Here is a 13,245-nt window from a genome sequence, read left to right on the forward strand (position 1 = left end):
CTCTCTTAATCGAACTCTTTTATTGTCTCCTGCCATACCGTTTCAATCAAAATGTGCTTACTCGCCAACCTGACTGAATGTAGCGTTTGCAATTGGAGACTTAGCGATAAAGAAGTTTTCGTGTGTACCTGACTAACCCGGGTATTTCATGAAGGCCGGTAATCATTGACTGACTTAAAAGTTGAAAAAGTGACCTGAATAGGGAAAACAGGATTTATTGAAGCTTTAAAATACCCGTTCAAAGGATCATCTTTTCGATGAGCCATTCTACTCATGTTTTCTCTGCCATCCCTACCCAACTCACCGGTCAAACCTTGGTCTCCCACGCCGGCCTGTCGGTGCTGGCCAGTTTCCTGAATGCATTGGACTTCCGCCGGCTCTGCGAGGACCGCTTCAGCCATTTCGTACCAACCACCGCGACCCATCGGCCAGGAAAAAATTCTTGGCGCACTCGCCATGTCCTTGGCGGCCGGCGGCGATCAAGCCACAGACATCGACCAGCTAAGAGCCGCACCAGAACTCTTCGGCCCCGTAGCGTCGGATGCCGCAATCAGCCGATTCATGAGCCGGATCAAGGAACAACCAGAAGCTTTCGAGCATGGATTCGTCACTATAACCCGCAGCCTGCGCTCCAAACTCTGGGCCGCGGCCGGGTCACGGAATCCAGCCAAACTGGCCATGCCAGCCAACCCGATGGTCATCGACAATGATGCCTCCCTGGCGCACGTCCATTCCGATAATGAGAACAGCGCTGGCACCAATAAAGGCGGATATGGGTCCTCACCCATGATCGCCATGGCCGACTACGGCAAGACAAATGGAACCGGCGAAGTGTTGGCCGTGCAGTTGCGCCCGGGAAACCGGGGCGCGAACTCAGCCGTTTCCCATATCGAAGTGCTCGCCCAATCATTGGCCCAACTTCCTGATGATTTCTACGACGAACACGGGAACCTGTGTGGTGAGAAGATCCTGGTCCGCACTGATAGCGCAGGATCTTCGCGGGTGTTTTTGCACTACCTGGATTCTCTGGGGATCCAATTCTTCACTTTGTATTCGTTACCGCTGCTCAAGGAGCGGTTAATCCGGCGGATCGATCAGAAGAAGTACTAGGAACCCGCACTCACCGCCGACGGTGGCCATCGTGATAACGCGTGGGTCATCGACGCGAGCAAGGTGATCGAGCTGAATAGTTACCTGCCAGGAACAAGGATCTATTTGCGTGCTGAGCCATTGCATCCTAGGACGAAAGCGAACCTGTTCGATACCGGCTTGAACCGGGTGAGGGCGTTCTTGACCAATGCTCCGTGGTTCAACACGGCATTTCTCGATGCAAGGCACCGGGCACGTGGCCGGTGCGAGAACAGGGTCAAAGCCTTGAAGAATGCCGGGTTGGGGAAGCTGTCGAATTGGTCTTTTTCCGCGAACCAGGTTTTGGCTGACCTTGCAATGTTCGCGGTGAACCTGGTCGCATGGCTGCAGCTGGCCGTGCTTCCCGTTGGTCATGAGGCTTCGTTTTGGGATTTGAAGCGGTGGCGGTACCGGTTGTTTTCGATGGCCGGGACGATTGTCTATAGTGGCAGGCAGCGCCAGCAGCGCGGCTGTTACGTCAACAGAAAGAGGGTGTTGACGTGATGTACCAGGGGTGACGGCACGGCCAGCTGGCTACCTGAAATGGTGGTTTCTTTGTTTCTCTGGTTTTGAAAGGTCTTTATAGTCCAGGTAGGTGGAGTCTGGCATTGCGCGTCGGTGAATCATGAACGGCCGCCGGGAATTCAATGGTAGTGGATTTCGGTGGCGGTCAGAGGACTCATGAAAAAATCTGGGTTAAGCGTTAGAAACGCTTCCAGGGATATTCCGAGCCAGCGCGCAGGTGATCTTGGTGCAGATTGGTGCGGATATAAGAGTGTGAAAAGCGAACGAGTCAATCTGGGTTCTTTTAGGGTTCACGAAATTTATAGAAGGTGCGTCGCTGGTGGTGCGAATTGACCCGGTGCAGGCATTCTCCTGCAGTATCTCGATGCAAAATCAAATTATTGAACAATTCTTAGATGAGATTGCTTACTGGAGTGATCCCAAACTCTGATTTTCTTGTAGTGCTTTGGAGTCCTTGTTGTGGCCCTGAAAATTATTCAATGAGATCCTGTATTATGCAAATGGGTCGAAATCATGTTAACCACGAGTGGCCTCGATGCGCTGGCAAGAATTTAATCGGTTCACATTCCATTTCAAATTACCAGCTGTAACGCAAGTTGTGATTTCAGGTCGTATCGGTCATGAATATTATTTCACAGCAATAATTCAGAAAGGTTTTAGCTATGAAAGTATTGGCAGTCGGAGATTCCCATACAAAGTAATTTTGGCATCACCCCTGGTGTGAGAGTCATCTACCCTCTGGTCCGTGATCTACGATCAGAAGTTCATCCGGTAAACGGTGCCACCGTTGCTGGAGTCGGCCGGATGAATTCGACACTTCAATTTCGTGAATCGCTAACTGAATGGCTTCAAAAATCGAGCCCCGATGTGTGCGTCATGAATCTCGGACAGGTAGACGTTGAACTTGGCACTCCTTATAGGAAGTACGTTAAGGGGGACACTGGCAAGCCGATAGATTATTTAAATGAAGTTGTCACGTCTTATGCCATCGTAATAGCAAAATTTGTAAAAGAGTTTCCGGAAGTTAATTTCTTAGTTAAAGGCGCTAACATACCTGTTCTCATCTATGACACAAGAAAGTCAATCGCCGATGTTGCCAATGTCGTGACAGAGCGCGTTTCTGACGTTGAGTTGGATAAGAAACAAGAAATTATTCATCGAATTAGAGCCGACTATGAATCAGATATCGAACGCCACAAACTAACACTGCATTTTAACGAATTACTTAAAAAAGCTACCCATGAATCTGGTGCGACCTATTTTGACATTAATCACGATGTGGTTGCCGACAATGGTTTAGCGCACCCGAGGTTCATCCCAAACGCTATGGATCATCATTTCGTAGATTCGGTCGAAATACGTGTGATCCATTGGAAGAACCTTATGAAAACCCTTGGTTACGATGCTTAACGCACCAGAAGAATATCGAAAGCGGAGTGCCTTTCGACTACTGTTCCTGGAAATTCCGTATTGGCTATCCCCATAAGTAGCGACTGCTATCTCTTAGAAACTCGGTGGGAGTCTTACATCACGGCGTCGAGTCGGCGAAAAACCAAATAATGTTCCATGAGTCTGAACATGCTCTTTCCTGACGCGGAGGTTCCTCGAGAAACCGGGCATCCTTCACGTTGCACTACGTGATTCATGTCACGGTTTTTGAAGAAAACCTTGGTTCGGCTTTTGAATGTATTACTCGGTGCAGACTATTCAACACGCTCGTAGGTTTCGTGTGCACAATAATACCCTCGTCCATTAATTCGTATGATCCCGGTATTCGCACCCGATGCGCTTCAAATTCGTCCCCGTTAGATATACCGCATCACTCCTAGCGTTGGTCAACTAGGTTCTTGCGAACATTAGTAAGTCCCTGAGCCACGTACTCAACTTACAGAACTGCGATTTCGCCTCAACTACGTACTTTCCCGATTTTGAAGTTGTCAACGAATCGGCAATCACTCAAGGAAATCGTGCAATGAAATACGACCGGGGAGGACTGCCCGTCTAAGATGCGTTTGTCCGTCGGCGAGGAATTCAGCTAAACCCATCGAACAGTTAGAATTATCCCGAGATAAGAATTCAGAGCATAGGGAGTTTCTTCGTTGAAACAATCGAACCGCAAGACCGCCCAATCTATCGCATCGCGTGCAGAGATTTTTAATATCCAGCAAGAATATAAGAATCACGACAGCGATTTTGACGGCAGATTGTTGCACGACTTGGCTACGTACAAGTTGCAAGCCTCTAAACTGAAACGAAAAAATGATTCGCTTAGTTCACACATTGTAAAACTCGAGGGACTAGTTGCCAGACTCGATCGTGATCTTGCCCGTGCAAAGACAGAGCGTCAGCAGTTTAGCCAAGAGGCAGCTATTCTCAAAAAGAAACTCTCCAATGAACATGAACGTGCGGAAAAGTTCAAATCTGCGTACGAGAACTTAAAAAGCCACCCAGTTGTGAAAGCTGTGCGTGGAATGAAAAACTCATTTGCACGTCAGCCAGTCGCTTCACCTTCGGTATCTGAGTCGACCGCCGGACTTGTCCCACAAACTACCGCGTCGAATAATGACAATATTTTGGCCGCAAAAACGGATGACCCGGCAGGCACTATCCTCAAATCGATCCAACGCGAAGTTGATGAATATACTGCCCAATATCGTGATGAAGGTAAAATCTCCATTCCTGCGACGGGATTGGAAGAGCTCACTACGCGAGACGACGGTCGTGACAGTTTCGGGCCCCTGCATGGCCAGATTCTGGGTCAGGCTCGAATCCTCGAGAATTTGCCGAATGTGCCACCAAAAACCAAGTCACCAGCGTACATTCCGCAGCCGGACAAAGTGATGTACTGCGCACACAGCACCGGTGAGTTCAACAGCAACGGATACTCGACCCGCACGACTGGCCTTACCAAGGCTGTTATTGACGCAGGTATGGATCTTTTTATTGCTGCGCGTCCGGGCTATCCATGGGATTCGAAGGTAACCAAGAAGGCTCCATCGCAGAAGCGTCTCATACGCGACTTCCAAGGAGTCAAGACACACTTTAATCCTGGAGTTTCTCTACGCAACGATCCTTTGGACAAGTTCATCCAGCTTGCGGCTGACATCTATGTGCGTGAGGCAATGATGAACCGCCCTGCGGTCATCGTTTCGGCTTCGAATCACATCACTGCACTTCCAGCACTCATTGCTGCGCGCCGCCTTGGAATTCCATTCATTTACGAGGTCCGCGGCCTGTGGGAAATTACCGCGGCATCGGACAACAATACCTGGTTAAATTCCGAGCGCTTTGAACTTGCGCGCAATCTTGAAGCACTCGTAGCGAACGAAGCTGACCAGGTTTTCGCAATCACTGAAGAGGTCCGCGAAGAACTGGTAGCACGAGGTGCGACCGAGGCGAATATTTCTATCCTGCCTAACGCTGCAAATATTTTCCAGTATGTGCCGTTGCCTGCTGAGCGTTCCTCAGTTGTGGCTCAGAAACGAGCGGGAGAATTCCTGCTTGGTTACGCGGGCAGCCTCGTCAACTACGAAGGACTAGACCTTCTTGTTGACTCCATCGCAGGGCTACCTGAAGAGTTTAATCATGTAGGCGCATTGATTGTCGGTGACGGCAACGCTTTGCCCTCGTTGAAGCAGCAAGTAGCGGAGCTAGGTCTTGAAGAACGCATTCGATTTACCGGACGCGTTCCGAATGACAAGATTAATGACTTCCTAGCGATCTTCGACGCAGTAGTCTGCCCTCGTAAATCCAATATCGTGACCGAACTCGTCTCGCCTCTGAAACCAATTGAAGCTATGGCCGCTGGCCGGCCTGTTATTGGCTCGGATGTCTCTCCTATTGCTACTTTGCTCGGAACTGACTCAAAGCGCGGTTTGCTCTTTGAAGCCGATAACGTGGACTCGTTAACAGAGCAGATCACTAAGCTGGCGCTTGATCCGAAACTTGGTCAGAATATTGGTCGAAGGGCTCGCCAATGGACGGTAGAAACCCGGACCTGGCCTTTAGTTGCGAAGACCTTCACTGAGCGAGTACGAACAGTGCAAAATCGTACTGGTGCAGCTAAAAAGCTCAAGGACATCCGTATGGCAATCATTGCGGATGAATTCACCACTTCCACGCTCAAGCGTGAAGTGAATCTCGTTGCGCCGACACCTGAGAACTGGCGGCAAATTCTTTCGGCTCAGCAGGTAGACGTGCTGTTTGTTGAGTCTGCCTGGGCAGGAAATTCCGAGACTTGGACTCGCAAGGTCGGCTACTACGAGGATGACCAGTGCTCGGATCTTGACGCGTTGACAAAGTACTGCCGTAAGAATGGTATTCCTACCATTTTCTGGAACAAGGAAGATCCTGTTCACTTCAACCGGTTCCGCCGTACAGCGAAGCTCTTCGATGTCGTCTTGACCACGGACGCGAATTGCCTTGAAGACTATTGGGAGAACCGCGGTGGATACATGCGCGCCCTGGGCAGCCTTCCATTCTGGGCGCAAGCAGAAATCCATAACCCAATGGGTTCAAGCCGTCCATATTCCCATTCGGTAGCCTACGGCGGATCCTACTACGGCGAACGGTATGCGGAACGCTCACAAGAACTGCGTGCGATCCTTGAAGGTGCCCGCAAGCAGGGGCTGACCATCTATGATCGCCAAGCCGATAACGCGGAATCACCATATAAGTTCCCGGCAGCACTCCAGCCGTTTGTTCAAGGTGGACTGACCTATGACGAAATGGTAGAGGCCTACAAGTCCCACCCAGTTCACGTCAACGTCAACTCGGTCAACGGTTCACCGACCATGTTCTCACGTCGTGTCTTTGAAATTGCAGCATGCGGTACCCCGCTTATCAGCGGTAAGAGCTTCGGTGTTACCTGGATGTTTGACGGTACCGTGCCGGTAGTTCGCAACCGTGAAGAATCTGAGCTGATCACGTCGCTGTGGATGCAAAGCGAAGCGGATCGTGTCATGGATGCTTGGGCGCCAATGCGCGTCACCTTCCAAAAGCATTTGGCCCATCACCGCCTCGCGCTCGCGCTTCGTATGGCTGGAATTGCAGTTGAAATTCCAACTCTGCCAACTCTAGGCCTGGAACTTGAGAAGCTGGACGAGGGTGTTGCAGAAAAGATTCTGGCATCCACTGTTCGTCCGAGCGAAGTATATGTGGCGCAGACGGAAGAAAATTCTGGGGCCATCGATATGCTGATTGTCCACGGAATACGAGTTGTATTTTCTGAGACTTCTCGAACGGCCGAGGTTTCTGTTTCACGCGTCCAAGAGGTTCTAGGCGACTCTCACCTCTTAGAAGATTTGCTGATCGCCTACCAGTACGGGGGAGCTGCAAGTGTTGAAGCCTCCGAACTGGATCTCAACGTCCGTGGCCTGCCGCTATGGCTGAAGGATGAGCCATCTGCGAATTCACCGCTGCTGAAGATGGAACAGGCGAAGGATCCTTCGCGCCAAATCCATCTGCGTCTGCGCCGTCCGTTCAACGTAGTGGAAGAACAGAATGGTGTTCTCGCTCCGGAGGAGACGCGCTACACCGCGGGCGATCACAACGTTCTGATTGCTGGCCATGACCTTAAATTTGCTGGTCAGCTTATGAAGACTGTCGAAGGCCAAGGCCACAAGCTGAACGTAGATCAGTGGGCAGGCCATGCCCAGCATGACAGCGAGCTGAGCTCTCAACTACTTGAAGACGCCAACATTGTGTTTTGCGAATGGTCTTTGGGAAATCTGGCATGGTACTCAAAGCATGTCAAACCAGGTCAGCGCTTAGTCACCCGATTCCACTCTCAGGAGTTGTTCACTGACTATCCGCACAAGGTCAAGTTCAAGAACGTGGACCGTATCATCTTCGTAAGCGAACTGATCCGCGGAATGGCGATACAAAAATTCGGTATTCCAGAAGATAAGACTTGTGTCATCCCCAATTCGGTAGATACTCGAAAACTCGATCTGCCAAAGAGTGAAGACGCCAAGTTTGTCTTGGGCTTTGTCGGAATGGTCCCGCAAATGAAGCGCTTTGATCTCGTACTCGACTTGTTGGAAGAGTTACGTGCAAAGGACGAACGATTCACCTTGCGGGTGAAGGGCAAGCGGCCAGAGGACTATCCGTGGATGGCGGCAAGGGCCGAGGAAATGGCATTCTACGATGCTCAGTACGCTCGAATCAATGAATCTCCTCTTCTTCAAGGCGCGGTCAGCTTCGACCCGCAAGGCGACGATATGGCACAGTGGTATCAGCAAATTGGCATCGCAGTATCCACCAGCGATTTTGAGTCATTCCACTTCACGCTGGCTGATGGAGCAGCTTCAAGAGCGTTGCCCGTTGGTTTGGCATGGCCAGGTTCCGAATGGCTTTACCCGAAAGAATGGCTATTCACGGATACCGAACTCGCTGCCAATCGGGTGGTCGACATCGTTTCGAACCAGGATCAGCTCGACCTCTCCGTTGAAGAAGCCCGAAAATTTACGATTGAAAACTACGATGCCAAGAAGATTATGGCTGAGCTAGTAAGAGCCATAGAATCTGAGTAGTTCTCTGAAACAAGTTCAAGTTAGCGCGGTGCGCCTCAGGCTCGAATAGAGCAGGGGGCGCACCGCGCTGTAATATTGATAATTCCTGCCTGCGAGTATTTTAGAGTGAGTTGAGAAGTGAAAATTGCAATAGGTGAGTTTCGAAAAGCCCTGTGGCACCTTAGACAAGGTGGCCCGCGGCAATTCCAGGAATGGTACCGACGCAGTAGTTACGAATCTCGGACTGGCGGTTTTAGCCACAGCTTCCAAACTGATGTTGAAAAGACTCTGGGTCTTCAGCTGCCGGCGGTAACTTTTGAATCAGCATGGGGCTCTGCAACGCCGCTAAAAGTTGCAGTCATCCTGGACGACTTTAGTGCTAGGGCCTGGGGCCCAGAATGGGATTGCACGTTCATCACTCCCACGAACTGGCAAGTTCACCTTGAGTCGATAGAGTTTGATTTGCTGTTCGTTGAATCCGCGTGGGCAGGTAATGGCAAGGCCTGGCAATATCACCTCACGGGCACGAGTGCGCCAAGACCCGCATTAGTTGACATGGTCACTGCCTTCAAAGCGAAAGAAATCCCTGCGGTTTTCTGGAACAAGGAAGATCCGCCACACTTCGAAGACTTCCTGGATTGCGCGCGACTTTTTGATTTCGTGTTGACTTCTGATGAGCGAAAAATTGTGGATTACAGGCGCGAATTAGGTCACGATAACGTGGCCACGTTGAGCTTCGCGGCCCAACCAGCATTCCACAATCCAGTACGTCCACTAACCCAAGAGCGTCGCGACGTGGCTTTTGCTGGGATGTATTTTGCCCACAAATTTCCGGAGCGTCGTGAACAAATGGAGATTGTGCTTGGCGGCGCCGCGGACGTTTCCGACAAACTCCCTCACGGAGTGGATATTTTCTCCCGCCAACACGGGGGAGATGAGAAGTATCAGTTCCCCGCGCCATATAACCAGTATGTGGTTGGCTCTTTGGACTATGACCGGATGCTATCGGCATATAAGTACTACAACGTTTTTCTCAACGTGAATTCCGTCGTGGATTCACCGAGCATGTGTGCACGCCGGATCTTTGAAATTACCGCCGCGGGCAGTGCAGTTATATCGGCTCCCAGTGCCGCCATCAGTAATTTCTTTGACTCCTCCGAGGTCTTAGAAGTCTCAACCCGTGAAGATGCTGCTAACGCGATTCGCAGCATCGTCCAGAGCCCCGAACTGCGTGACCGGATGGTGCACCTGGGGCAACGGCGCGTCTGGACCGAACACACATATGCACATCGAGCCCGAGAAGTAGAAGCATTAGTTGGGTTACCCCAGACTGAGCGTTCCGCTGACTCGATGACTACGCGTCCCAAGGTGACCGCAGTGGTTTCAACGATCCGCCCGCACCAGATAGACCACATTCTTTCTACCGTCGCATCTCAGATCAATGTCGATACCGAGCTTATTCTGGTCACACACGGCTTCAGCATTGATCAAGAAGAATTTGAGAAAAAAGCTGTGGAAGCGAAGCTTAAAGATTATAAGATTCTTGAATTATCATCTGAGCTGTCGTTGGGCGACTGCTTGAACGCAGCTGTCGCGGAGGCAAGTGGTGACTTCATCACCAAAATGGATGACGACGATCTTTATGGCCAGAATTACCTCTTTGATCAGGTGTCGGCACTGCGCTACAGCGGTGCCTCAGTTGTCGGTAAACAAGCTCACTTCATGTACCTTGCAGATTCGGATGCGACCCTATTGAGGTTCGCTGAACGAGAGCACCGATTTACGAATCTGGTCATGGGGCCAACGATGCTAGGACACGCATCTATTTTCAAGAACACACCCTTTGCTTCGAGAAGCAGGGGAGAAGATACCCAATTCTTGCGCGACGTGATCGACGGAGGCGGAACGATCTACTCAAGTGACCGGTTTAACTTCATGCAAATGCGTAGCGGCGACGGAAAAGCGCACACTTGGGGACTCAGCGACGCTGAACTCACTGCGACTGGTAAGATTCAATGGTTTGGACGCAATGACAAGCATCTTTTTTTCTAAAGGTCTTGTGTGCGAATTTTTAGTCGAAGACCAAGGAGTACGCAGTAGATGAAAATCATGTTGCTGACTCATTCGTTTTCGCCTGAAGTATCTCCTCCACAACGACGTTGGTCGGTCATCGCAGATGAACTAACCAAACTAGGCAATGAGATCACTGTAGTCACCCCTCAACCTCGGGGGAATTCTGTTCAGGGAGCTACATTCTCCATGGACAACCAAAGTATTCACGTTAGACGTTATAAATCGCTGAGTAAGTCCAAAACCATGGTCGGTAAAGTGCTCAAACATGGCGTGGACGCAGTATTGAGTTTGCCTGCAGCATTACAAGCCACTCGACCTGATGTCGTGATTGCAACTGTGCCGGCGTTACCGACACTCATTGTTGGATATGCAATCAGCAAAGTCCGCGGTGTTCCTCTTGTCGTGGATTTACGTGATGCGTGGCCTGATCTTTTGAGAGAATCCCAGGTTTTGAAGTGGCGCTGGCCGGAACCAATCGTGTCTCACGCGCTTGCGTATCTCGTGAAACGAAGTGATCTGCTGGTGACGGTGACCCGCGGTTTTGCCATCAAGATGCGGCTCGATGGTGTCAAAAATGTTGCGACGATAGCTAATGGCGTGGATACTGAGCGGCCCGAAGTCTCCATTGTCAAGGAGCCCAGAACCGGCGCTATTCGAGTGCTCTATCTTGGAAACATTGGCCTAAGCCAAGGCCTAGAAACACTCATTCAGGCAGCTAGTATTCTTGGCAACAAGGTTTCCGTAAGAATAGTAGGCAACGGTACTGAGAAACGGCGTTTGGTAGAACTCGCTGACGAGCTCGAAGCAAATGTTGATTTCAGAGAACCGGTGTACGGAGAGCTAGTACTTGAAAATTATGCTTGGGCCGACACCTGCGTCGTTTCGCTTCGGCCGGACTGGCCCAGCTTTGAACACACGGTACCTTCGAAACTCTATGAATTGCTGTATTTAGACCGTCATATTACCGGAATGGTACGCGGCGAAGCCGCCGGGATAATTACCGCTGCTGAATCCGGAGAAGTTGTTGGTCAGAGTGTCCCAGCGCTTGTCGAATATTTAACGAACTTGGCGGCTAACCCGGACACATTGAAGACCAACAACCATGGTTCACATTGGGTCAAAAAAAACGCGTCACTGCGTGATGCTGCCCGAACCTACGCCAAGCTGTTAATCGACGTCGTAAGCCGCGAAGGCAAGAGCTAGGACAGTATTTTGAATACCCAGTTATTATCAAACCTTACGAATACCGGATTCTTGGTCGCTTCGAATCTGGCCGACGACCCAAGCTACTTCGCCCTTCAAGTAGCAAGAAAGTTCAAAAATCGAGTCCCGGTTAAACTCCTGGACAAAGTGCTCTCGTTGGGAAAAAACAACGGTGTTGCATCTGCGTTCTCTGCAATGATTCGTGACGATAGCATTCAGTTACAAAAAACCTGCCAGCTTTGGTTAGAAGAATCGGGTTCAAAACGTGGCGCAGTGTTCCTAGCGAATCTCTGCATCGCCAGTGGGGAATGGAATACTGCCAGCGGATTGTTGGAGCACGCAAAGTCATCTCCAAACACGGTTCGTGCTAGAGCACGATTGCAATGGGGCTTAGGCAACATGAGTGAGGCAATTGCCTTGCTTGAAAAAATACCCCCAAACAGGCAAAAGCGGCATTACGTTTCTGAATATCAAGTCTATTCTGGAGCTGAACCGAAGCTGCCGGCTACGCGGCTTTCTGCTACAGGTAATGAAGGGCCAGCATCAGTTGTTTTCTTAGCGACGAATTCGCTGCCTCACACGGGCAGTGGTTATGCGCAGCGAACTCAGTCCACATTGTCAGCGCTGGTTGGTGAAGGCTGGAAAGTACATGCCTGCACGAGAGTGAACTACCCACTAAATATCGGTGTATTCCAAGCGAATTCGTCGGATCAAGTCGGACCTGTAGTGTACGAACGCTTAATTCCAGCTCGAGCAAAATATGACTTGTCTGGGCGAGTTCAACAGCAAGCGGAGGAGATACTGGCGAAGGTTATTCGCGACCGACCTCAAATCCTCCACACCACGACAGATTTTTCCAATGCTCTTGCAGTCAAAGCAGTCTCGGACGCCACTGGCATTCCTTGGGTATATGAAGTTCGCGGTCAGCTAGCAGATACCTGGCTCTCGACTAGGCCGGAATCGGCTGAAAATTCCGAGCGTTACAAACTCTTTCGCGAACGCGAAGCGTATGTAGCCAATAGTGCTGACTACGTGATCACTCTGGGTGATCAGATGAAAGAAAATCTCACGTCGGTGGGTGTAGAAGCAGATAAAATTGAAATTTTGCCCAACGGGATTGGCGATGAATTTCTCAATGAGCCAGTAGGCCGTTCTACGGCTCGGCATGAACTTGGTTTGGATATTCAGGCTTTTTATGTCGGCACCGTCAGCAGTCTCGTTCCCTACGAAGGGCTAGATACAGTTCTTCGTGCGGTGGCTACACTGCAACCGAAAAACAAGAAACTTAAATTACTCATTGTTGGCGACGGTACGGACAGAGAAAATCTCGTACGTCTTGCGGCCGAACTAGGAATTTCGCAATTCTGTGAATTCACGGGCCGTGTACCTCGTGAAAAAGCACATTTATATCACGCAGCATTAAACGTGTTCGTCGTGCCGCGCAAGGACAGCGCGGTGACGCGTGCCGTGACACCGCTGAAACCAGTCGAAGCGCTTGCTTCCCGTGTTCCGGTTCTTGCCTCCGACTTGCCCGCCCTCGGAGAACTGATTGAAGATGGCGTCACGGGTTACTTAGTGGAGTCGAGTGATGTTGATCAATGGGCGAGCAGCATAGATCACTTGATGAAGAGCCCGGAAAAGGTAGCCGCCATGGGCGATTCAGGTAGGGAGCTCGTACTTAAAACACGCACGTGGTCGCAAAATGCCAAGAAGTTAGATCGCGTCTACCGGTTGGTAATAAATAAACCGAGGTGATCCACCTCCTTACTAACAGCAGCGACCTGCGATAAGGTTTACTGGTCGC

At 50.5% G+C, this 13,245-nt stretch carries 5 protein-coding genes and 1 pseudogene; all 6 read left to right on the top strand.

From position 1 onward, the window contains the following. The first annotated feature begins 257 nt into the window (after positions 1-257). A pseudogene (locus tag ACX5K5_RS06780) lies at positions 258-1,632 on the top strand (IS1380 family transposase). Between the two features lie 897 nt (positions 1,633-2,529). Next, positions 2,530-3,063 carry a hypothetical protein gene (locus tag ACX5K5_RS06785; protein WP_459175274.1) on the top strand — a complete coding sequence of 178 codons (534 nt, stop codon included), beginning with the start codon at positions 2,530-2,532 and terminating at the stop codon, positions 3,061-3,063. A 1,061-nt stretch (positions 3,064-4,124) separates the two neighbouring features. Continuing rightward, positions 4,125-8,186, top strand: coding sequence for a glycosyltransferase (locus ACX5K5_RS06790; RefSeq protein ID WP_459175275.1), 4,062 nt, complete (start codon positions 4,125-4,127; stop codon positions 8,184-8,186). Between the two features lie 534 nt (positions 8,187-8,720). Then, positions 8,721-10,217, top strand: a complete 1,497-nt coding sequence (locus ACX5K5_RS06795) for a glycosyltransferase family protein (RefSeq protein WP_459175276.1) — start codon at positions 8,721-8,723, stop codon at positions 10,215-10,217. A 48-nt stretch (positions 10,218-10,265) separates the two neighbouring features. Next, positions 10,266-11,441 (top strand): glycosyltransferase family 4 protein, encoded by a 1,176-nt coding sequence (locus ACX5K5_RS06800; RefSeq protein ID WP_459175277.1) that lies wholly within the window; start codon positions 10,266-10,268, stop codon positions 11,439-11,441. Positions 11,442-11,450: 9 nt separating this feature from the next. Continuing rightward, the gene (locus tag ACX5K5_RS06805) at positions 11,451-13,196 is read left to right on the top strand and encodes a glycosyltransferase family 4 protein (RefSeq protein WP_459175278.1); all 1,746 of its coding nucleotides are present in this window, start codon (positions 11,451-11,453) and stop codon (positions 13,194-13,196) included. Positions 13,197-13,245: the final 49 nt, after the last annotated feature.

Source organism: Glutamicibacter bergerei (assembly GCF_054495185.1).

Coding starts and splice junctions, on each gene's coding strand:
- ACX5K5_RS06785 (WP_459175274.1), top strand. CDS start 2,530: ATGAATCTCGGACAGGTAGACGTTGAACTTGGCACTCCTTATAGGAAG.
- ACX5K5_RS06790 (WP_459175275.1), top strand. CDS start 4,125: ATGAAAAACTCATTTGCACGTCAGCCAGTCGCTTCACCTTCGGTATCT.
- ACX5K5_RS06795 (WP_459175276.1), top strand. CDS start 8,721: ATGGTCACTGCCTTCAAAGCGAAAGAAATCCCTGCGGTTTTCTGGAAC.
- ACX5K5_RS06800 (WP_459175277.1), top strand. CDS start 10,266: ATGAAAATCATGTTGCTGACTCATTCGTTTTCGCCTGAAGTATCTCCT.